Source organism: Leptospira selangorensis, from assembly GCF_004769405.1.
Lineage (GTDB): Bacteria > Spirochaetota > Leptospiria > Leptospirales > Leptospiraceae > Leptospira_B > Leptospira_B selangorensis.
In genome coordinates, this window is the sequence record NZ_RQES01000001.1 from 144,508 (window position 1) to 165,746 (window position 21,239).

General features: G+C 39.8%; 16 protein-coding genes. 14 read left to right on the forward strand and 2 right to left on the reverse strand.

Features of this window, described 5'->3' with window-relative positions; genetic code table 11:
- Positions 1-24 precede the first annotated feature (24 nt).
- On the forward strand, positions 25-5,301 hold the full coding sequence (locus EHO58_RS00740) for a trifunctional serine/threonine-protein kinase/ATP-binding protein/SpoIIE family protein phosphatase (protein ID WP_135678027.1): 5,277 nt from the start codon (positions 25-27) through the stop codon (positions 5,299-5,301).
- Between the two features lie 83 nt (positions 5,302-5,384).
- On the forward strand, positions 5,385-6,809 hold the full coding sequence (locus EHO58_RS00745) for a high affinity choline transporter 1 (protein ID WP_135678029.1): 1,425 nt from the start codon (positions 5,385-5,387) through the stop codon (positions 6,807-6,809).
- Here EHO58_RS00745 and EHO58_RS00750 read toward each other — a convergent pair.
- Positions 6,774-7,889 carry a GGDEF domain-containing protein gene (locus tag EHO58_RS00750; protein WP_135626859.1) on the reverse strand — a complete coding sequence of 372 codons (1,116 nt, stop codon included), beginning with the start codon at positions 7,887-7,889 and terminating at the stop codon, positions 6,774-6,776. The two genes, EHO58_RS00745 and EHO58_RS00750, sit on opposite strands and share 36 nt — an antisense overlap.
- 271 nt (positions 7,890-8,160) lie before the next feature.
- On the opposite strand from EHO58_RS00750, the gene EHO58_RS00755 reads away from it, so the two are divergent.
- The 4 genes from EHO58_RS00755 to EHO58_RS00770 all read left to right on the forward strand — a co-directional run bounded on the left by EHO58_RS00755 (position 8,161) and on the right by EHO58_RS00770 (position 13,146).
- Positions 8,161-9,381 carry an MFS transporter gene (locus tag EHO58_RS00755; protein WP_135678031.1) on the forward strand — a complete coding sequence of 407 codons (1,221 nt, stop codon included), beginning with the start codon at positions 8,161-8,163 and terminating at the stop codon, positions 9,379-9,381.
- A 541-nt stretch (positions 9,382-9,922) separates the two neighbouring features.
- Positions 9,923-10,807 (forward strand): patatin-like phospholipase family protein, encoded by an 885-nt coding sequence (locus tag EHO58_RS00760; RefSeq protein ID WP_100710752.1) that lies wholly within the window; start codon positions 9,923-9,925, stop codon positions 10,805-10,807.
- 6 nt (positions 10,808-10,813) lie between these two features.
- Positions 10,814-12,715 carry a glycoside hydrolase family 5 protein gene (locus EHO58_RS00765; RefSeq protein WP_135678033.1) on the forward strand — a complete coding sequence of 634 codons (1,902 nt, stop codon included), beginning with the start codon at positions 10,814-10,816 and terminating at the stop codon, positions 12,713-12,715.
- A 152-nt stretch (positions 12,716-12,867) separates the two neighbouring features.
- A complete protein-coding gene (locus EHO58_RS00770) occupies positions 12,868-13,146 on the forward strand; it encodes a TIGR04454 family lipoprotein (RefSeq protein ID WP_100723791.1) in 279 nt (92 codons plus the stop codon).
- A 46-nt stretch (positions 13,147-13,192) separates the two neighbouring features.
- Here the strand turns inward: EHO58_RS00770 and EHO58_RS00775 are convergent, their stop codons facing one another.
- Positions 13,193-13,501, reverse strand: a complete 309-nt coding sequence (locus EHO58_RS00775; protein WP_135678035.1) for a hypothetical protein — start codon at positions 13,499-13,501, stop codon at positions 13,193-13,195.
- Between the two features lie 435 nt (positions 13,502-13,936).
- On the opposite strand from EHO58_RS00775, the gene EHO58_RS00780 reads away from it, so the two are divergent.
- The 8 genes from EHO58_RS00780 (at position 13,937) to ahcY (ending at position 21,224) form a co-directional block, all read left to right on the forward strand.
- On the forward strand, positions 13,937-14,461 hold the full coding sequence (locus tag EHO58_RS00780; RefSeq protein WP_135626855.1) for an RNA polymerase sigma factor: 525 nt from the start codon (positions 13,937-13,939) through the stop codon (positions 14,459-14,461).
- A gap of 26 nt (positions 14,462-14,487) precedes the next feature.
- Positions 14,488-15,516, forward strand: coding sequence for a FecR domain-containing protein (locus EHO58_RS00785; RefSeq protein WP_208728662.1), 1,029 nt, complete (start codon positions 14,488-14,490; stop codon positions 15,514-15,516).
- Positions 15,517-15,579: 63 nt separating this feature from the next.
- Positions 15,580-16,143, forward strand: a complete 564-nt coding sequence (locus EHO58_RS00790; protein WP_135616228.1) for a hypothetical protein — start codon at positions 15,580-15,582, stop codon at positions 16,141-16,143.
- A gap of 101 nt (positions 16,144-16,244) precedes the next feature.
- Complete coding sequence (locus tag EHO58_RS00795) at positions 16,245-17,327, forward strand: DNA-methyltransferase (protein ID WP_135678038.1); 1,083 nt, start codon at positions 16,245-16,247, stop codon at positions 17,325-17,327.
- A gap of 85 nt (positions 17,328-17,412) precedes the next feature.
- Positions 17,413-18,147: a FecR family protein gene (locus EHO58_RS00800; protein ID WP_135678039.1), complete on the forward strand. Its 735-nt coding sequence runs from the start codon at positions 17,413-17,415 to the stop codon at positions 18,145-18,147.
- An 82-nt stretch (positions 18,148-18,229) separates the two neighbouring features.
- Positions 18,230-18,760: a DUF1564 family protein gene (locus EHO58_RS00805; protein WP_135678040.1), complete on the forward strand. Its 531-nt coding sequence runs from the start codon at positions 18,230-18,232 to the stop codon at positions 18,758-18,760.
- Positions 18,761-18,870: 110 nt separating this feature from the next.
- A complete protein-coding gene (locus EHO58_RS00810) occupies positions 18,871-19,911 on the forward strand; it encodes an ArsR/SmtB family transcription factor (protein ID WP_135678041.1) in 1,041 nt (346 codons plus the stop codon).
- On the forward strand, positions 19,911-21,224 hold the full coding sequence (gene ahcY, locus EHO58_RS00815; protein WP_135678042.1) for an adenosylhomocysteinase: 1,314 nt from the start codon (positions 19,911-19,913) through the stop codon (positions 21,222-21,224). Before EHO58_RS00810 ends, ahcY begins: the two co-directional genes overlap by 1 nt.
- Positions 21,225-21,239 lie beyond the last annotated feature (15 nt).

Below are 21,239 nucleotides of genomic sequence, written 5' to 3' on the forward strand. Positions count from 1 at the left end.
GTATAGGTCTCGAAAAAGATAAAATTGGAAACTACTCAGGATTTGTCCACAGACAGAGTTCCTTATGAATTAGGGGAATTATTGTACGAGGACAGTTTTTCTCAAACATATAGAGGAAAATTCGGTAGGACCAGAGAACCAAAGATCATTCGAGTACAAAGACCGGAGGGGAAAGAAACCTCTTCGGTGTATTTTCTGAATGAATTCGAATTGGGTAAACTGGTTAGTGATCCTGGCATTCTTAAGCCGGAAGATATGTTCGAAAATTCGGATGGTATCTGTTTGGTGTACGAAAATATTCCTTCTAAACTTCTTCATCAAAGTTTGGGAGGATCAATTTCTCTAGAAACTTTTTTAGAGATAGCGTTAGCAATCACGGAGAATCTCGCAAAATTACATTCTTTCGGAATAGTTCATAATCAAATTTCTCCAAGGGCATTTTTTTATAATCCGGATACTGGAGAAACTAAACTTGCTTGGTTGGGTGGAGCTTCTCTTCTTCTTTCCGAAAAGGGAAGTTATGCGCCTCTTAGATATACATTCGATATTCTACCATATTGTTCTCCTGAGAATACCGGAAGGTTGAATCGTCCTGTCGATTTCAGATCCGACGCATATTCTTTAGGAGCTTTGTTCTATAAGATGATCTCCGGAACTCCTCCATTTGAAACGGAAGATCCATTGGAGATGGTCCATTATCATATCGCAAGATCTCCCGTTTCCCTAGTGAAGAAGAGGGAAGATGTTCCTACTGCGATCTCTACTTTGGTAGACAAATTGCTCTCTAAGATGCCGGAAGAGAGATACTTCTCTTTGGAAAATCTGATACACGATCTAAAGAGCATTAAGGATTCTTTAAAGTCCAAACGTAAATTGTCCGAGTTTGTTCCTGGAGTTTATGAAAGAAAGGTAGGGTTTCGGGATTCTCCTCGTATCTATGATAGGGATAGAGAGAGAAAAGAGATCGAATCCGGAATAGTGAATGTAACTAACGGAAGAAGGTCCGCTATATTCATCGGAGGCAAATCTGGCACGGGAAAAACCGCTCTAGTAGAAGATGCGATCACGTACCTTGATATTTATTCGGTAGTTCTATTACGTGGGAAGTTCGAAGAAGATAAAAAAGAGATTCCATATTACGCATTTCGCCAGATCATGGATGATCTTTTAAGAAGGATCCTTCAGAAAAAAGAAGAAGAGATCATTCTACTTAAGAATTTTATAAAGGAAACTCTAGGAGATAATATAGAGATCCTAACACAATTCCTACCTGACCTGGGAAAAACATTAGGAATAGAAATACCGGCAAAAACGAATAAAAGGCAGAAGGATGAAAAGATCCTATTTGCAGTCGCGCTTAGATTTTTAACACTTTGTTTTGATCGAAAAAATCCGGCTATCATTTTAGTGGATGATCTACAATGGGCGGATTCCGCTTCTATTGCATTACTCGAATTCATATTAAGCAGCGAGGATTGGGAAGGATTATTATTCGTTCTTACCAGTCGTTCGGAAGATGCGGACTTCTTCCCGAATGTGAATGTAAAACAAGGCTCTCCTGGTTTAGATCTGAAAGAGATACGCCTTTCTCCCTTAAATAGGCATAGCGTTTTTAAATATGTGTCTGATAGTATCCATGTTTCCGCAGAGGATGCGAACAGGCTTGCGGAAGTTCTGGTTTCTAAAACCGGAGGGAATCCTTTATTTTTACATCAATTCTTGAGGTCCTTATATGAAGAAGGATGTCTGAGTTTTGATCCTAAAACAGCTTATCATAAAGTGGATTGGGATAGGCTTTTACAAAGGACAGTTACGGATAACGTTCTAGATCTATTTTTAGACAAGGTCGGTAAACTTCCGGATGAAACCTTGGAGGTTTTGAGGGTAGGGGCCTGTATCGGTGCAAAATTCGATCTGAAAGATATGTACGATTTTTTCAAGGCCAGACCCGGAGTTTTGTCTAGAGGAATTCGAGAAGCAGTCAGAGAGGGGATCGTATTCTATAGAGAATCCGGGAATATGTTATTCCCGGCCTTGCAGTATATTTCTCAAAGAAAGATAGAAGAGTCCGGAATGTATTCCTCTCTTTCGAATGTGCAGTTCCATTTTTCTCATGATAGGATGATCCAAAGTATTTTGGATGCAACAGACTCCGCAGAAAAAGCAAGGATCCATAATACACTTGCAAAATTATTAATAGAGCGCGAAAAATTTTCAGGCGGGTCCGAACAGATTTTAGATATTGCAAATCATCTTTTGCGTTCCAGGGAATTGTATACGAATGGGCGGGAGAATGAGGACTTCTTCCATTATACGATACTTGCGGGAAACTCCGCAAAATCCGGCGCAGCTTACGAATCTTCTTATTCTTTTTTCAGCCTGCTTGCTTCTCAACTTAAGGACTCTTATTGGCAGAAGGATAGAAAGAATGCGATCCATATCTTAAAGTCCCTGGCGGAATCCGCATATTATTTATCCAGAAGAGAAGAAGCGGAGAAGATAGTATCCGATCTGCTTTCCAAGCTCAATACACCATCCGAAAAGGCGGATGTTTATCTGATGCAACTGGAAGTGATGAACGTTTATAACGATTTGGATTCTGCGTCCAAAATCGGGATCAAAGCATTACAATCTCTTGGAATAGGTTTCAAAGAGAAGCCTGGGTTTTTGGCGGTATTCGGCGAAGTGCTCAAGATGGTCTTTTATAGTAGAGGAAGATCTCCTGAAAAATTAGTAAATGCAAAAGATAGTAAAGATCCATATAAAACGGAAGCCTTAAACATTTTAGTCAATCTTCTGAATTACGGAAAACATATGGATATGAAGGTGATGGCTTATATTTATTTAAAGCTGATCAACCTTACCTTAAAAGAAGGAAATGCTCCATTTAGCTTTTTCGGCTACGCAGGATTCGGCTCTATTCTTCTTTCCATCAACGGAAACTTCCAGCAATCCATGAGATATTGGACACTGGCGGAAAAGATATTAAAAAAGTTTAAATCAGATGAACTTTACGGAAGATTTGTGTTCGGCCGAACAATTCTTCTGGATTATTTTATGTATCCTTTCCGTTCCATAGTGGACTATACAGAAGAAGCATTTCATAAATGTATGCAGTATGGGGATTATCTTTGGGCTGCGTTCGCGCTTTTTTCCCAGAATACAAACCAATTATACTCCGCAGAAAATTCGATTTCCTATAGGGAAAAGATCAGGGAAAATTTAGAAAGGGGATCTAAGCTAAATTACGATATTCTGATGGTCATGCTTCATTCTTCCGATTCTTATCTGGATCGTTTAGAAGGGAAATCCACCGAAACAGTAAGATATAAGGACAACTTATTTGCGGATCAGGAATTTGAATCCAGGGTTTTGGAGTCTGCAGGAAATGGGACTGCTAATTCTTGGTATGCAACTTTGTTCGGATCATTGGCGTATCTGTCGGGTTATTATTTAGAAACTGAGAGAATTTTTAAAAAGTATCATCCTGATCTTGAGAAATCCAGGATAATGTTCATTTATTCGGAATACAGATTTTATAGATCTTTAGGGCTTTTAAAATTACGTAAGAAGAAGTTAAAGATAACTGAAAAATTTTTCTTTAGATATTCTTTATATTTATTTAAACTTTGGTCACGGATCTATCCACCTAGTTTCCAATTATTCTATTTTGTATTAGCCGGACTCTACGAAGATTATGCAGGAAGAAATGAGAATGCATCCAAATACTTCGACATGGCAATGCAGCAGGTAGAGTCAGAACCTAATGATTTTAGAAAAGCAGTTGTATACCAACATGTGGCAGAATGGAGTTTAGCGCAGGGTAGGACCTCCTACGGGAAGTTTTTAATGCAGAATGCTGTTCGACTCTATGGATCTTGGGGAGCCAAGTCTATCGTAAACTTACTCAGGGACGAACACGGAGAATTACTTCGTCCTCAAGGGACCCCAAAACGTTCTGTGGAAAAAATTCTAGCGGATTCTATGCTTTCCACATCTTTCAGTTTGGATTTAAGAACCGTACTTAAGGCTTCTCAAAGTATCTCAGGAGTGATCGAACTAGGTGAATTATTACGACAACTTATTCGTACTATCATGGAGAATGCGGCGGCTACCAGAGGTTTCTTAATCCTTCCTCAAAACAAAGAACTGTTTTTGATGGCGGGTTCAGATATAGAAGAACCTGGATTTTTACCTAAACCGATCTCACTAGATGAGGCGGGGCATCTTCTTCCGTTAGAAGTTGTGTATTTCTGTTTCCGTTCAGGACAAAAGGTTTTGATCTCGGATGCAGCGAAGGATTCTTTTTATTCCGTAAATCCTTATATTAAAAGAAGTAAACCCAAATCTTTATTATGTATGCCGATCACAAAACAAGGAAGAACATTATGTGTTCTTTATTTAGAAAATCGACTTACTGCAGGGATCTTTGATGAACATAGATTGGAAATTCTGGAGATACTCTCTGCTCAGGCGGCAATTTCATTAGAGAATGCGAAATTGTACGAGGATATCACTCGTATGAACTCCGAGCTGGAAAGAAAAGTAAACGAAAGAACAGAGGAATTAGCCAGATCCCTCTCCATCATCCGAAAGGATATGTTGTATTCCCAAAAGATCCAGAGAAGTATTCTCCCTGAATTGAAAAGTATACCGGGAATGAGATATTCTGTCAATTATCTGCCAATGGATGAAGTAGGAGGGGACTTCTATGATATATGCAAATTAAGCAATGGAAGATATAGATTTTTCTTAGCGGATGCGACGGGTCACGGAGTTCAGGCGGCACTTGTTACGATGGCAATCAAGGGGGAATATGAAAGTTTAAAATCCTCTTTGGAAAAGCCGGGAGAAATACTTTCCGGGTTAAATAACTCTATTTTAAATAAATATAAAACACTCTATTTTACCGGAGCGATCTGCGACGTGGATCTATCCGAGAAAAAAGTATATTTTGCCTCTGCAGGTCATATCTCTCAATTTTTAGTACGCTCTTATCAAACGGAGGAAATGCCTAAGACAGGAGCTATTTTAGGCTTTGTAAAAGATTATCCATATAGAACCGAAGAATATAAAATAGAATCAGGAGCTAGGATCTTTCTTTTTTCAGATGGGATTTACGAACAGTTCGACGAGGACAAATTAGAATACGGAGAGGAAAGGTTTTTACATTCGATTCGATCCAATGCTCAATTCGAGCCTCAGATCCAGGCAGAACGGATACTTTCCGATCTCCAAAATTTCATTTCCAAAAGCTCGATCCAGGATGATATCACTCTTTTGATCTTGGATATAGATTGATCATCTTTCCTATTATCGCTTGCGTTTTGATTCTCTGAATTTCAAGTTCACAATTAAGAAGTTTTTCGCTAGGACATTCTGAGTTGCTCGGCCTTTTCGTAATTCTATATATCTGTGTTACCATTCTAATCGGGGCATTTGCGTCTAGATATATCAATAGTTCCCAAGACTATGTTTTAGCGGGAAGAAGACTTCCCCTCGTGCTCGCATCTTCCGCTTTATTTGCTACTTGGTTCGGGTCGGAAACTTTGATGGGAGCTTCTTCCAAGTTTGTAGATGGAGGGATCTTAGCCGTGATCGAAGATCCTTTCGGGGCGGCACTTTGCCTTTTCTTAGTTGGAATATTCTTCGCTAAGCCATTGTATCGGATGAATATTCTTACCTTCGGTGACTTATATAAAAATCGTTTTGGTCGAAAGGTAGAATTTCTTTCCGCATTATTTATGATCCCTTCTTATTTCGGTTGGATTGCTGCTCAGCTCGTCGCAATGGGGATAGTTATCCATTCTTTATTCGGGTTTGATATGTATGTAGGAATACTATTGGCATCTGTCGTTGTATTGATCTACACATACATTGGAGGAATGTGGGCAATCTCCATTACGGATTTCTTACAGACCATTTTGATCATAGTGGGACTTTTAGTTTTAGTTTGGGATCTACAGGGTAAGGCGGGTGGATTTCAAACCGTGATTGCAACTGCGAAGCCTGGGTTTTTTTCCTTCTTCCCTCCATTAGAAACAGAAGCGATTCTCGCATACATTGCAGCTTGGATGACAATAGGATTGGGTTCTATTCCGCAACAGGATATTTTCCAAAGAGTGATGTCTTCGAAATCTGAAAAGGTAGCAGTATATTCTTCTTTTTTGGGTGGAGGAATGTATCTAACTGTTGCATTTCTTCCATTGCTCGCAGGATATTTTGCAAGAAGAGTATATCCTGAGATCGCTGCCGGCGATAATCAGATGATACTCCCGCATGTTGTACTCGTACATTCTACTTTATTTATACAGATCTTATTTTTTGGAGCCTTACTTTCCGCAATCTTAAGCACTGCTTCCGGTGCAATTTTGGCTCCTGCTTCCGTTTTAGGGGAGAATTTGATCCGTCCTACTCTGAAAAACCCTTCTGAGAAGCTGCTGTTAAGAGTAATGCGTTCTTCCGTATTGATCGTAACAATTGTTTCTACCGGAATGGCATTGAGTGAAACGAATATTTATCAGTTAGTCGCTGATTCTTCTTCCATCAGTTTAGTTTCTCTTTTTGTTCCTTTGATTGCTGCCATTTTCTGGAAAGAGGCAAATGCAACCGGTGCGGTTTATGCTATGTTCTCCGGGATGATCGTTTGGTTGGGTTTGAAATTTTTCGGGCCGACATGGCTACCACCGACTATTCCGGCTTTAGGGGTTAGCTTTTTAGGTCAATATTTGGGAAAATACATTAAGATTTCTTTATTTGAATCAGAACCGGAATTAAGCGGAGACTCTGTTCCTTCCGGCGGCCTTTGATTCGTATAATTTCTTATCCGCCGCTTTTAGGAAATCTTCCGGCGTCTCGTCGGTCTCTCTTGCAGCGACACCGATACTTACAGTAATTGTCCAAGGAATTTCTTCGAAGGTTTCGGTTTCGATTCTAGCGCGGATCCTTTCAGCTACGAATTTGGCTCCTTCTACATTCGTATTAGAGAGTACTACGCAGAATTCTTCGCCACCATAACGTGCAGCTACATCACAATCTCTTACTAACCCGGATAATAATCTTCCGATTGTTGCTAGTAATTTATCTCCTACTTGGTGCCCTAAAGAATCGTTTGCCTTTTTAAAATGGTCTAAATCGAGTAGAAGGACAGACAAAGGAAAATCATATCTTTTAGAAGCCGCCAGAAGAGTGCTTAAGGATTCCATTAAGTGTCTTCTATTAAAAAGGCCTGTTAGGGAATCCTTATGAGATAATTCTTTTAGATTTTTATTGGATTCTTCCAGCTGTAATTGTAGAAGATTACTTTTTAATCTGGTACCTTCTACATTGATCGCTGCTCCCATACTTGCAACGGAAAATGCAATGATTGGAGTTGCAACCGCCGAGCTAAGTTCTCTTTCGATCATATAAGAATATCCTAACGAAAAGAAGAGAACGTTTATGGAGATAATAGCAAGATACGTCACAAAACTTGCTCTTAAAAATAAAGGAAGTAGAAGTAATCCAAAACAAAAAGCTGAATAATCTGAAGTATGATACTGATCCACCAGGGTTGCAAAAGTAGTGGTGGCTGTTAGAATTCCCACATAACCTATCATCGCAAAATAGGAAAGTTTTTTGCCTTTTATGTCTTTTAAGGCTAAAACTGCCAGCATCAAACTGGAGAATAATGCGGAACTTCCGAAGCTCAAACCATATAAAAGTTGAAGATGCCCGCCGATAGGTGTTCCCGGAGAAAGAGTATTCTGCGCTAAAAGAATACAGGAAATGAAAAGTGAAAAAATGCTAAGAATTCTGACGGACTTGTCATTATCTAGGGTTCGAAGTTTGCGGATTTCTCCCGATTTCGAATAAGAAAAGTCTTCCGAAAGATATCTTCTGAATTTCATAGTGATACTCAGATAGACGGAAGAAGATTTAGGTTTATACACTTCTGAGAAAGGAAGTGAAAAATCCGAGTAACGAAAATCGGAAAATTATTTATCTAGTGCAGAAATAAACTTGGGTGTCGATTCGTCATCCAACCGGCATTAAATCGTATTTATATAATTTTGGAAATTTCTTGAACTAAGTTCTAGATGATCGCACAAATCCATTTAGTCTCCAAACTTTGTAAAAATTTATCTCTTTATAACTTACCTAAAAAACCTTGGTAAGTATATGGAATCCGTAGCTTCACTTCCTAAAACAAAAATAGTCCGTCATGAATTGTTCCTGATTCTGCTTCTTGCGAGTATTCAATTCACGAACATCATGGATTTTATGATCATGTTCCCGCTTCAGGATTATTTTTTGAAACAATTCCAGATCGACACGGCGATGTTTTCCTTAGTCCTTTCTTCTTATTCATTTGCCGCAGCAATTGCCGCTTTGATCGGAGCTAACTTTATAGATCGTTTTAATCGTAAGTCTGCTGCCATCTTTTTATATGTAGGGTTTTTGGTAGGAACTGCGCTTTGTGCGGTCGCTAATACGTATTCATTTCTTCTTTTTGCAAGGATCACTGCAGGGATTTTCGGCGGAATGATCAGTGGAGTCATTCTCTCTATCATAGGTGATGTTTTCCCGATGGAAAAGAGAGGGAAGGCTATGGGAGGGGTGATGGGTGCATTCTCTGCCGCTTCCGTTTTGGGAGTTCCTTCAGGTATTCGAATAGCGATGACCTCAGGTTGGAATTATACGTTCGCATTTATCGTGGTATTAGGCCTTCCGATCCTGGTTCTTGCCATTCTATATTTGCCTAGCCTTCCTTCTAAAATGGAAAAGCAGAAGGTGGCGGATTTCAGCCAACTGATCAATGTACTTTCGAAAAGGGATCATTTGATCGCTCTGGCATTTTTTATGAGCGTGATCTTGGGTGGATTTACTGTCGTAACTTCGATAGCTGTTTTTATGGAAAGGAATATGGGTTTCTCCAAGACCCAGGTTAGCCATATCTATGAGATCGGAGGGATCTGTACTTTTGTTTCTTCTTGGATCGTAGGGTTCTTGTCGGATAAGTTCGGCAAACATAAGGTTTTTCTGATCCTAGTTCTTCTTGCTTTACTTCCTATTCTTGCAATTACCCATTTGCCTAAGGATTTGCCGGTGTACATGGCGCTCGGAGTTACGACAGTTTTCATGGTCCTAGTATCCGGTCGGGTTATTCCTTCTATGGCGATGTTAACTTCCGCCATTCGACCTGAGGTTAGGGGAAGTTTCATGTCAGTGAACTCTAGCCTACAGAGTGTGGCTACAGGTATAGGAGCGCTTCTTGCTGGAGCGATCTTGATCCAATTGCCGAATGGAACTTTCGAAAGATTTGATATAGTAGGGTATTTCGCGGTCGGTTTTAATCTTCTTGCTCTCTATCTATCCAGAAAGGTGAAAATAGTTTCCTAAGTTACGTTTAGGAAACTTGTTTCTGAAATCCGTAAAAAAATACGGACATTTCTTGACTTTTTAATGCGACAGAATATGGTCTGGCCACACGTTAAAGGAGGTGGTTTAGTTGAGTAGCGACAGTTGCAGCAAGAAAATGACCTGTGAGGTGGCTGAGCAATAGCCCAGGCCCCTGCAAAATGGCCCTCTTGGACCTATTGCAATACCATCAGACCACTGGCCTTTCTGAGTTCCGAGAATTGGTCACTTTCGGGCATTTAGCATAGCTAGACGCAGACACTCAGAAGGTTTTAATTTCTTCCTTTTTAGATATTGCTGAAGGTTCGGGGAAATCCCTGTGCGAAATCTGTAGTAACTTCGACAGCAATTCCAAGATCCCCAGTCCTTTCTCTCAAATCCCAAGCCTATACTAGCTATTGATATCCACTCTAAGACGAACTCGTGTGAAATCGTCGAAGATACTACAAACTTCCAAATCAATATTCCGTCTTGAAATTTACCTGAGGAACCTAAGACTGACTTCGGCAGGATCATATTTGGAATGAAGCGAGCTTTAGTATTATCCGGTGGAGGCGCTCGAGGCGCATATCATGCCGGGGTCCTAAAATATTTGGAAGAAATCGGATTCAAACCGGATGTAGTCTGCGGAACTTCCGTGGGTGCGATCACAGCCTCCGCATTAGGCTGCGGAATGAATGCTGCTAGGATCATAGACCTTTGGAAATCCATCGAGATCCAGAAGGTGATGAAATATTCCATCTGGAACGATTTCCTGGATCTTATATTTCGCAGATTTTCTCCATTAGCGGACACAACTCCTTTAAAATATTTACTCTATTCTCAATTAGATTTTCGTAATATGAGAAAGAACCCGATGGAGATCATCATCACAGCGGTAAATATACTGACCGCAGAACTTGTTTTTTTCGGGAACAAAGATATAGATATAGAACATGTGATGGCTTCTTCTGCCATACCTTTAATCTTTCCTTGGCAATATGTGGATGGGAAACCACATTGGGATGGGGGAGTGATGGCCAATGTTCCGATCCTCCCAGCGGTAGAAAGAGGCGCAAAAGAGATAGTAGTAGTATTGTTGTCTCCTGTGGGAGGAGTGAATATGGGGCTCCCACGGAATAGAAGGGACGGTTTAGAAAGAGTGTTCGAACTTTCTTTGATCGGGTCCTTCCAAACTATTATGGCAAACTTACAATACCAAAAGAAACAAAAGGATAATAAGAAGAAGGGATTTACCAAGTCATTATTATCCTTTTCCGAACCCGAAAAAACGGATTATAAGATTAGAGTGATCGGGCCGAGGACTTCTCTCGGTTTCGGAAGTATATTAAATTTTTCTCAAGTGCAAGCGGACTATCTGATCAGCCGCGGATACGAAGACGCTAAAATCCAATTCGGGGAAGATTAAGATCCAATGCTGGAAATCAAAGCAGAAGACGGAAATTTTATAGATTCAGAAGGATATATTCTTCAGTTAAGAGGAGTGAATCTTTCCGGGAGTTCAAAACTTCCATTCAAACCGGATGGAACTACACATTTCGATCAGTCTTTAACGTTTCACGATCATAGAAAAGTTTCCTTCGTAGGGAGGCCTTTAGAAGAGAAGGAAGCCGCAGAACATTTAGATCGACTAAAGAAATGGGGATTTAACTTTCTTCGTTTTCTAGTTACTTGGGAAGCAGTGGAACATTTAGGTCCGGGAAAATACGACCAAGCATATTTAGATTATATCGAAAGAATGGTGGCACTCGCTGACAAAAAAGGGTTCTACGTTTTTATAGATCCTCACCAAGATGTTTGGTCCAGATTTACAGGAGGGGATGGCGCTCCGGGGTGGACTTTGGAAGAAGTCGGAATGAATATAGGGAATATTAAAGATTCCGATACTGCAATCGTTCATCATTTTCAAGGTAGGAATTATAGAAGAATGTCCTGGCCTTTAAACTATCAGAAGTATGCTTGCGCAACTATGTTCTCTTTATTCTTCGGCGGAAAAACATTCGCGCCTAAATTATCTATTCATGGGAAGAATGTAGAAACCTTTTTACAAGATCATTATATAGAAGCTATGTGTAGAATTGCGAAGAAGGTCGCTAAATACAAAAACGTATTAGGATTCGATTCTTTGAACGAACCTTCTCCCGGTTGGATAGGTAAAAAGAATATAGGAGAATTTTCCGGACTTGGTTTTGGTAAGGTTCTGACTACTTCTCCATTCCAAGAAATGTTTTTGTCTGAGGGAAGAACCGTTAGAGCAAATAATGCTTATATGCTTGGGTTTACGGGATTCAATTTAGGAAAAACCAAATTAAATACTAAGTCGGTTCCTCTTTGGCAGGAAGGAAAACATTGTATTTGGAGACAACATGGAGTTTGGGATTACGATCCGAATGGCGCTCCAATGTTACTTCGTCCTGATTATTTTAATAAGTATAGAGGAAGAAAGGTGGAATTCTATCCCGAATTCATGCTTCCTTTTATCAAAAGATTCAAAACTAGAATTCAATCCGTTCAGAAAAAATTCTCCATCTTCGTGGAATCGGATCCAGGAAGTTTAGAATTGGATTGGGACGAAAAACCAAAAAAGGGAGAAGGGACTGTAATCAACGCGACTCATTGGTACGATGTTTCCGTTTTGATGTTCAAACGTTTTATTCCTTGGTTCGGAGTTCATATCTTCAAACAAATCCCAATATTCGGAAAGAAGAATGTAGAGAAGGCCTATGAAGACACGATCAGAATGATCAAAGAAGTTTCTATCAAAAAGATGAATAATAGTCCTACAGTAATCGGAGAAACCGGGATCCCAATGGACATGAACGGACGTTTGGCATTCCGAACAAAAGATTATTCTCACTTGGAGGCTTCTCTAGATCGTATTATAACTTCTATCGAAAAAAATTTCGTACATTATACACTTTGGAATTATACTCCTGATAATACTCACAGTTTAGGAGATAGATGGAATGAAGAAGACCTTTCTCTTTATTCTTTGGACACTCCAAAAAGTATAGATGAAGATGGAGGAAGAGCAGTCAGAGCCTTCTCCAGACCTTATCCGATCCGAACCAAAGGAAATCCGGAAGCGATCAGTTTTGATATGGAAAAATCCATGTTCAAATATTCCTTCAGAAAAGAAGGAGATGAAATCCCAATAGCAGAAATTTTTCTTCCTGAAATACATTACGGAAAGGGATTTGATGTACTGGTAAACGCAGGAAGCTGGAAGTTCGACTCCAAAAAAAGAATACTGACCTTCAAGGGTGAAAAGTCAGTTTCCTATTACGGCATAACTATTTTCCCGACTAAAAAATAACTTTTCTATAGAATGGGAATCGTTAGAATGGCCTTCGTCGTTAAACTGTCGGAATTCTCCAAGGTTTTGGAAATTTTCGATTTAATCTAGTTAGAGATTCGACTCGGGCTAATATTAGCGACATAGAATTAAAAATTCGCAGAGGTCTTTGCATGAAAAACACGTTTTTTTCGATCCTTACGATTCTAATTTTTGCAGGTCTTATTTCTTGCGGCGGAGCGAAAGTAAGCCAAGCAGAATGTGATCCAGTTGTAAACGAATTGATTTCCAATCTTGCTGTTGGTCAAACTCCTGAGCAAGCAGAGAAACTAAAAGCTATGCAAGGTCAAATTTCCGGCCACCTACTCAAAGAGTGTATGACTGGAAAATACGATCTTACTTGTTTAAAATCTTCTAAATCACTTGCGGCTCTTGCTACTTGTAAGAAGTAACTTCTAATAATAAAGGGCCGGAATACTCCGGCTCTTTATCATCTTCTTAATCTTCTTTTATCAAAAAGAAACCTTTCTCCTCAGAATAACATCCATGTTCCCTATACAGCCCAGAAGGATAAAAATGTATCCTTTGAGCATATCTGTATCTACTCGAAACACATCGAAGGCAAACATCCCAGCGAATTGCCCAGTCGCATTCTTCTTTCCGGAAAGCAGGGAGAACTCTTAAAAGGGGTTTTGATTCGGGGATTTCATTTGGGAAGGAGACCTCCGGGGATGGATGAAGGAGGGGGGTGTATAGGATGGTCGAAGTTACTACAAAAAAGGCTAAGACTTGAAGGGCACGACTCATTCTAAACTGGATTCTCTGGTAGATACGAATTCTATCGGTTCGTTTGAGAAGGATCTGGAGTGTTTGAAGGATCGAAATTATGTCACATTGTTAATCTATGAATTTAAGGAAATGTAGTAGCTTCGACAGATAAAGAGGAACAATTCTCCTCTTGTCGAAGTGACTACAAAACTCCTATCTCCTATCCCACGTGCAAAAACCATTTCCCAGAATTCGGTTCGATCTACATTCGGAGCTCTCCTTCTTCTCCATTTCCAAATTAGGAGAGGAGAAAAAATGTAAACCTTCCTACAAATTTTTCTCCTTCATGTAAAAAAGTCTGATTCGATATGTTATCAATATCAAAGCCCATTCGCGAAGAGGAGAAAGGGTATAGTTTAGAACAGCCGCCGGAAATTACTTGAATTAAGCGTTTCGAGTTGGAATCTTTGTGTAATGGCATCCCGAAAAGATTTTATGGAAACCCTGTATCGGGAATCCAACGGGAGAATTTTTGATTTCTTGTATAAGTATACCGGAAATCCAGAAACTGCCTCTGACCTCATGCAGGACACTTTTCTTAATTTTTTTAAGAAGTATTCCAATTCCGACTTAAACAAAGAACAAGCCCTAAAGCTGTTATATACGATCGCGAGAAATAGATCGATTAACTATGCCAAGAAGTTCTCCACGGTGAAAGAATCCGGAACGGACGATATGGGAACTTATAGAGAAGAAGGACAAAGTTTCGAAAGAAAAACGGAACTTTCCGATTTGGAATCCAGATTGATGGATTGTTTGGGCGAATTAGAAGAAGGAGAAAGATACGCTTTAGTATTAAAGAATATAGAAAAATACACGTTGGCTGATATTGCGGATATCATGGGGATCTCGATTGCTACTGCATCCAGATTGGTCGTGAAGGCGACCGGAAAGCTCCTAGAGATCGCAAAAAACAAACAAATTCTGCCGATGGAATAATACAGAGAAGGCTGTTGAAGGGAAGAATGGACGAGAATTTCGAACATAAAATAAGGAAGGCGATCGAAGGCGAGAAGAACGAGTTCAGTTCTTCTATCGATAAATTGTCCGATATGCTTTCCAAATCCTGGGCTCCTTCTCCTCCAAATATCTCTTTCCAAGAAATTTACGAAAAGGCCCAAGCTTCTAAAGTTATCAGCTTTAAAAAACCTTTATTATATACTATTGCTTCTGCAGCTGCGATTTTGATCGGAGCATTTGGTTTTCTTATTTTACAAAATCCTAAAGTTACTCCGGTTACGAATGAACTTGGAATATCGGTGACTAAAATTGTCGGAAAAGGATATCTATTCTCTTCCGATTCCGAAAAACTTTTGGCCTTAAACGAAGGTGAATCTGTGGGTTCGGGTCAGATCTTAAGGACCGAACCTGGATCTAAACTTTTCCTAAGCATCGCAAAGGGAGAAGGTATGATCTTGGAAGAATCCACGGAGCTCGAGATCATGAAAGAAGGAAAACAATCTTTCCGACTTCGTAATGGAAGTATCTTAGTTCATCTACACAAGAATCTCAAAAAAGATGAGTTCCGGATCGTAACCCAAACCGGCTTGGTAGAAGTTAGAGGAACAAAATTCGAAGTACGAGAAAGTTTGAAAGAAGGAACTATAGTCTCCGTGTTAGAGGGCAGGGTAGCTGCAAAGAGTATCAGCGAACCAAACCGTGGGGAGCAAGTTTTACAGCCAGGCCAAAAGATCCGTTTGGAGACGAAGGGTTTTCAACGAACTTTCCTTTCTTCAGAAGAGCAAAAGGACCTTGGGTCTAAATTTTCAGAACTTCATGTGGATGAGATTGCAAGAAGTTCTGAAAAATCTTTCTCCAATAAAGACGATCTGTTTAACGAATACCAAAGATTGGAGAGGGTCTTACTTTCCAATGGCGAGACGTTAGAAGGCGTGATCGTCGACATGGACGAAAATTTTATGTATTTGCAAACTCTTGAGAAGGAAATAAAGATCCAAAGAGATTCAGTTATGGAGGTGATTCAACTTCGTTAAAATTGAAATATTTTTGACATGTGGAGAATTTTAAAGAAATTCTACCAAAGAAGGCTAATTCCCATGTCTGAAGAAACTGCAAACCCCTCCGCAAAGACCCCTCGTTATAAAAGACATCTTGCCAATTATCTGATCGATAAGGACTTTCAATTAAGATTCTTCTTAAATTTCTCTTTATTGTTTATCTTCGGGTTACTTCTTACTCTCGGATTTTTATTTTGGATCCATTCTACCAAGTACGACAAAGGAGTCGTTTTCAGGCTTCGCCAAGACACCGTTAAAGTATATCAAAAGGGATTTGAGATCGTTAACGGAGAAGAGAAAGACAAGTTCGTGGAGAAGGAACTTGCTCTTCCGGACTATGATCACGGTTTAGATCTTTTTTCGATCCAATTTAAAGGAATTCTACTATTCTCTATGTTGTATCTTCTGCTTTCCGCGATCTTTGTCTTGGTTTATTCCCATAAGATGGCCGGGCCGATCTATAATATTAAGAAGAATTTAAAATTGCTGCTGGAAGGCAAAGACGTAGATAAGATCCGGATTCGAAGTGGTGACGAGTTTCAGGATCTTGCAGATCTTCTAAATGAGTTGATCGACAAAAAGATCCACGGTAAGAAGAATTAATAATGGGGATTTTGTAGTATCTTCGACTATCCTTCTTCATATCTTCGTTTTCTAAATTTGAATAGCCAATTTAGAGTGCTCTTGAAACATGCGGAACGTGTATGAAGGAAATACTCGTTCCGGAAACTTCTCATATATTATATAATTCCGATTCGAGAAAAATGGATAAGCTTTCGGACGAAAGCGTTAATCTCGTATTAACCTCACCTCCTTATCCCATGGTAGAAATGTGGGATGATCTCTTTAAAAGTTGGGACAAAAATACCAAGAATGCTCTTGCTAAGAACTTAGGGAGCGAAGCCTTCGAGGCAATGCATTTGCAATTGGACAAGGTCTGGAGAGAATGTTTTCGAGTTTTGAAGGAGGGCGGAACCCTACTCGTCAATATAGGAGATGCTACTCGAAGTATTGGGGGAGAATTCAGTTTATTTTCGAACCACTCTCGGATTTTGCAGGCTTGTCGTAACTTCGGCTTCACTTCTTTACCGGATATTCTTTGGAGAAAACAAACTAATTCCCCAACTAAGTTTATGGGTTCTGGGATGTATCCAGTAGGCGCCTATGTTACCTATGAGCATGAGTATATTCTAATCTTTCGGAAAGGGGGACTGAGGAAGTATTCTAAATCTGAGACGGAGATCCGACGAAATAGCGCCTTTTTCTGGGAAGAAAGAAATGTTTGGTTTTCAGATGTCTGGGACTTAAAGGGGGAAAGACAGATTTTTAAAGATGTCGGAGCTTCCCGGGAACGGACTGCGGCATTCCCTTTGGATTTTGCCTATCGATTGGTGAATATGTTTTCCATAAAGGGTGATACAGTCTTAGACCCATTTTTGGGAACGGGTACCACATCATTAGCGGCTCTTCTTTCTTCTAGAAATAGCGTCGGATACGATGTAGATCAGGGAATTCTTGAAATTGCGAGAAAGAAGCTGCTTGCTGCAGTGAATGTTTCGTCGAAGATACTACAAAATAGACTACAAAGTCATCTTGATTTCATTTCGGATAGGAAAAAACAGAAGAAAGAAATTTCACATAAAAATAAATATTATGGATTTCCAGTAATTACTTCTCAGGAGACAGAATTGACCTTTGAATCAGTAGATTCTTCATTTGAAAGTGAACATTTTTCCTTGAAAGCTCGTTATTCTCAATATAATCTGCAAAATTCTTCCAAAAAGTAAGTTTCAAATTGTTGCTATTCTAATGGATCTATTAGATCTTATTACAACTTTATAGAATAAATTAGTGTGATAGGAAAACCCTCTTATGAAAAACCGAGCACTTGTATTTGCCTTCATCATTTTTGCTACTTTAATTTCTTCGCCCTCTTCTTTATTCGCTGAAGAAGAAATTGCGATCGTGCTTTTCATCGTGGGAGACGTTTCCGGCATTCAAGATGGAAAAAAGATAAGTCTCAAGAAAAATTCGATCTTAAAAAAGCAGGATGAACTTGAAACGAAAGAGGGGAAAGTCGATCTTCAGATTGGTCCTTCCGTTGTTGTTCGCATCGCTGCTTTCACGAAAGTTAAAATTGCTGAGCTGAGTTCCGACAAAAAGTCGAATAAATCAAAATTAGAACTCGTTTCCGGCAAGGTATTTGCTCGAGTAGATAAAGGATCTAAGAAAGAAGATTTTACAATCACTGCACCTTCTTACAACGCCGGTGTTCGAGGAACACAGTTTGTAGTTTGCGAAGAGAATGAAGTTCAGCGTAAAGAAAATCCTGATCACGAAGATTCCGATGTGCCAAATGGAATCTTTGTGAAAGAAGGGGAAGTCGGAGTTACTACAGAAAATGGAAAGAATTTTCCGCTAAAACGGGATGAAGAAGCTGTCGTATCTCCTCAAGGTCTTCTGAAGCAGCCTTTGGAAGAATTTATGCGTGAGAAAATGAAGATTTTAGATGGCTTTAAAAAGATTATGGAAGAGAATTACAAAATTCTTCGCGACCAAAAACTTCAGAATCAAGAATTATTAAATCAAACTAAGCAGGATATATAATTTGTCCTGCTGTAGTAACTTCGAAAAATAAGAAAAATAAAAATCCTCACGCACTAACTCAAATTTTGGAAACGGGAAGAGTATGAATTCTACCGTTTTCCAAAATGAGAAACTTAAACGAAAGGCAAAGATTGTTAAGAATCCTTATCCTTCTACGGCATTGATTCCAGAAAGGTTGTGGAGAAAAGTGCCCGTCGATTGCAGACGAAACTTTCCTCGATACTTGCAGCGTTTGCAGGAAAAGTATGGTTTATTGCTTCAGTCTCAGAGATATATGGGAAGAAATCCGCTCAGAACCTCTTTTCAGGCGAAAGGCCAAAATCTAGTTCGCCACAGTTATCGTCCGAAAGAAGAAAATTACCAAGAACTAAGAAATGTGGCTCTCGCGCACGGCGTTTCAATGAATTATATAATCGTGTTAATGATTCATTGGGAATCACTTGAAGTAGATGAGAGAATTCTTTCTCACTTTTGGCGAAATCGAAAACCGCCCACTTCAAGGATTTTAGATATTCGTCGTATTTTAAATTTAGAAACCAAAGAGGTCCGAATCATTTTAGTGGGATGGCCTCGGAAATTTACCCTCGAACGAGGATCTCCGCAGTGGAGTTAGTTTTGGTATCTTCTGACCTTGATATATAGGACATAATTATCAGGGGAATAGTGATGATTTTTGCTTGAAGAAATCAAGATATCTTGATATCTTGTGAGAAGGCTTTGAAAATGTCGCTAAAGGATATGTCTTTAGAAAGAGAATCTGTCGAAACTTACGCAGATTCAATACTTGTTCCGCCTTCTTCAGTAAAGGGGGCTTTTCAGGATCGAGATATTCTGCTCGCGATAAAGGCATTATCTGATGAAACCCGCATTCGGGTTCTTCGAATACTCTCCATTGCACCTCTCAACGTCCAAGAGATAACAGAAGTTCTGGATATGGGCCAATCCAGGATCTCTCGACATTTAAAGATATTGGCAGATGCCGGATTTTTGACATCCCAACGCGAAGGCTCTTGGGTATATTACAGTCCTAAGGTTTCGAATGATGACTCGCAGGATTTTTCAGCGAGATTTCATACACTTCTTCTGGATTTTGAAAAGAACCTTCCTTATTCAGAACAAGATTTAGTTAAGACGAAAGATATTCTCAAACAGAGAGACCTGAAAAGATCAAAATACTTCGATGATGTGGCCCAAAATTGGGAAAGCATTCAAAGCGATGTTTTGGATCCAGTTCTATATCGGAATAAGATCCTAGATTTACTTCCGGAGCATTCTAGTCGGATCTTAGACCTTGGATGTGGTCCTGGTGGTTTAATTCCTTATTTATTAATGAAGAGCCAGGAAGTTATTGGGATCGATTCTTCTGAAAAAATGATTAAAGAGGCGAAGAGTTCCTTTTTAAATAACTCCCAAGTCCATTTGCTTACGTCCGAGATTGAAACTCTGCCTGAAAATTTGATCCAGTCTGCTGATTCTGTCGTAGCTTCGATGGTCCTACACCACCTTTCCAATCCGCCTCAGGCTATGAAAGAAATACATAAAGTTCTAAAGGACGATGGCACTTTCATTATCGTAGACCTGAAGAAACATAACCAAGAAATCATGCGCGATAATTTCGCCGACCTATGGCTCGGATTCGAGTCGGAACTTCTCACAGATTGGCTGAACCACACCGGCTTCAGCCTTGAATCCATCGAAGAAGTGGAATCTCAGAAATACTTCAAAGTATTAATAATTAAAGCTAAGAAAAGAGGAGGACTTTAATGTCCGCTACAATACAAGAAAAAGGTTTAAAATATAAGGTTAAAGACATTTCTCTCGCGGACTGGGGTCGCGAAGAAATCATTCTGGCTGAAAAAGAAATGCCGGGTCTGATGTCCCTACGCAAAGAATATAAGGGGAAACAACCTCTGAAAGGCGCGCGTATCGCTGGTTCCCTTCACATGACTATCCAAACTGCAGTTCTGATCGAAACTCTAACTGAGCTTGGAGCAGAAGTTCGTTGGTCTTCTTGTAATATCTTCTCCACTCAAGACCATGCAGCAGCTGCTATCGCAAAAACTGGAGTTCCTGTGTTTGCTTGGAAAGGCGAAACTGAAGAAGAATACTGGTGGTGTGTAGAACAAACTATCTTCTTCGACGGTGGAAAAGGTCCGAACATGATCTTGGACGACGGTGGCGACCTAACCATGTATGTTCATGAGAAATATCCTCAACTTCTCGCGGAGATCAAAGGAGTTTCTGAAGAAACTACTACAGGAGTAAAAGGTCTCGAAAAACTCCTCAAAAAAGGAGAATTGAAACTTCCTGCGATCAACGTGAACGATTCCGTTACTAAATCCAAATTCGACAACTTATACGGTTGTAGAGAATCATTAGCAGACGGTATCAAACGTGCAACTGACGTGATGCTTGCTGGAAAAGTGGCTCTTGTTTGTGGATACGGAGACGTTGGAAAGGGTTCTGCTGCTTCTTTACGCAATTTTGGTGCTCGCGTGATTGTTACTGAGATCGACCCAATTTGTGCTCTTCAAGCAGTAATGGAAGGATACCAAGTTCTAAGGGTAGAAGACGCGATCGAATTTACTGATATTGTAGTAACTGCGACCGGAAACGACGACATTATTTCCCTTGAACACATGAAAGCCATGAAAGACGGCGCGATCCTTTGCAATATTGGACACTTCGACACTGAGATCCAAATGTCTAGATTGAACGGTGAGAAGGGCGTAGTTAAGAAGGAAATCAAACCTCAGGTGGACAAATATACTTTCGAGAATGGTAGATCTATTATCGTTCTTGCAGAGGGTCGTTTAGTGAACCTGGGTTGCGCAACTGGTCACCCATCTTTCGTAATGTCCTGTTCTTTCACGAACCAAGTATTGGCTCAGATCGAACTTTGGAACAATAAGTACGAGATCGGTGTCTATAGATTACCTAAACAATTAGATGAGAAAGTTGCAGCGTTACATTTGGAGCAATTAGGAGTTCGCCTAACCACATTAAACGCTAAACAAGCTGAGTATATCGGAGTACCGGTAGAAGGTCCGTATAAACCGGAACACTACCGCTATTAATTGATAAAGGAGAGG

Coding starts and splice junctions, on each gene's coding strand:
- EHO58_RS00760 (WP_100710752.1), top strand. CDS start 9,923: ATGAAGCGAGCTTTAGTATTATCCGGTGGAGGCGCTCGAGGCGCATAT.
- EHO58_RS00805 (WP_135678040.1), top strand. CDS start 18,230: ATGAATTCTACCGTTTTCCAAAATGAGAAACTTAAACGAAAGGCAAAG.
- EHO58_RS00790 (WP_135616228.1), top strand. CDS start 15,580: ATGTCTGAAGAAACTGCAAACCCCTCCGCAAAGACCCCTCGTTATAAA.
- EHO58_RS00800 (WP_135678039.1), top strand. CDS start 17,413: ATGAAAAACCGAGCACTTGTATTTGCCTTCATCATTTTTGCTACTTTA.
- EHO58_RS00750 (WP_135626859.1), bottom strand. CDS start 7,889: ATGAAATTCAGAAGATATCTTTCGGAAGACTTTTCTTATTCGAAATCG.
- EHO58_RS00770 (WP_100723791.1), top strand. CDS start 12,868: ATGAAAAACACGTTTTTTTCGATCCTTACGATTCTAATTTTTGCAGGT.
- EHO58_RS00780 (WP_135626855.1), top strand. CDS start 13,937: ATGGCATCCCGAAAAGATTTTATGGAAACCCTGTATCGGGAATCCAAC.
- EHO58_RS00755 (WP_135678031.1), top strand. CDS start 8,161: ATGGAATCCGTAGCTTCACTTCCTAAAACAAAAATAGTCCGTCATGAA.
- EHO58_RS00795 (WP_135678038.1), top strand. CDS start 16,245: ATGAAGGAAATACTCGTTCCGGAAACTTCTCATATATTATATAATTCC.
- EHO58_RS00810 (WP_135678041.1), top strand. CDS start 18,871: ATGTCGCTAAAGGATATGTCTTTAGAAAGAGAATCTGTCGAAACTTAC.
- ahcY (WP_135678042.1), top strand. CDS start 19,911: ATGTCCGCTACAATACAAGAAAAAGGTTTAAAATATAAGGTTAAAGAC.
- EHO58_RS00775 (WP_135678035.1), bottom strand. CDS start 13,501: ATGAGTCGTGCCCTTCAAGTCTTAGCCTTTTTTGTAGTAACTTCGACC.
- EHO58_RS00765 (WP_135678033.1), top strand. CDS start 10,814: ATGCTGGAAATCAAAGCAGAAGACGGAAATTTTATAGATTCAGAAGGA.
- EHO58_RS00785 (WP_208728662.1), top strand. CDS start 14,488: ATGGACGAGAATTTCGAACATAAAATAAGGAAGGCGATCGAAGGCGAG.